Here is a 565-nt window from a genome sequence, read left to right on the forward strand (position 1 = left end):
GCCTCGCTCGGCTTGCATGAGAGCTTCGGCTTTGCCCGCGTCGGCTTGCTGCCCGGCGTCGCCTATCGCTCGGGCCGCTGGGCCGACACGATCATGGTTCAGCGCTCGCTGGCGACCGGCTCCACGACACCGCCGCCTTTGCCACTCTCCGGCCGGCCGCCTTCCGCGTAACTGCAAGCGGTCTGCTCGCGCATTTCCGTCGTTTGACGCGCTCGCGGAAGGTCCGGAACGACTTCCTCAGTCATTGCCTTGCTCGGCTCCACATACGTCTTCTTGACGGGAAATTAAGCATTGCAGAACACATATGGAACATATAGTGTTCGTTCATGATTTGTTTCGAGATTCTGTGGCTTTGAGTAGTTTGAGAGTGCCCGAACTCGCGCAACCGATCTTCGAACGATCGTCTCTGGACTGAGGCTCCCCGTTCGAAGGCCCTTTGAAACGCACGCGGCGGCCGACACCGTCAACTGAGGATGGCTTCAGATGCTCACGCGCAAACAATACGAACTCCTGCGATTCATCGATCAACGACTGAAGGAAGCCGGCGTCCCGCCCTCCTTCGACG

At 59.5% G+C, this 565-nt stretch carries 1 protein-coding gene; it reads left to right on the forward strand.

The window, feature by feature from the left end; genetic code table 11:
- Nucleotides 1-483: 483 nt before the first annotated feature.
- Nucleotides 484-565: LexA family protein (locus AC1DU6_RS35235; RefSeq protein WP_477863211.1), on the forward strand; the 82-nt coding region annotated here is incomplete at its 3' end.

This window comes from Roseateles sp. P5_B10 (assembly GCF_056400485.1).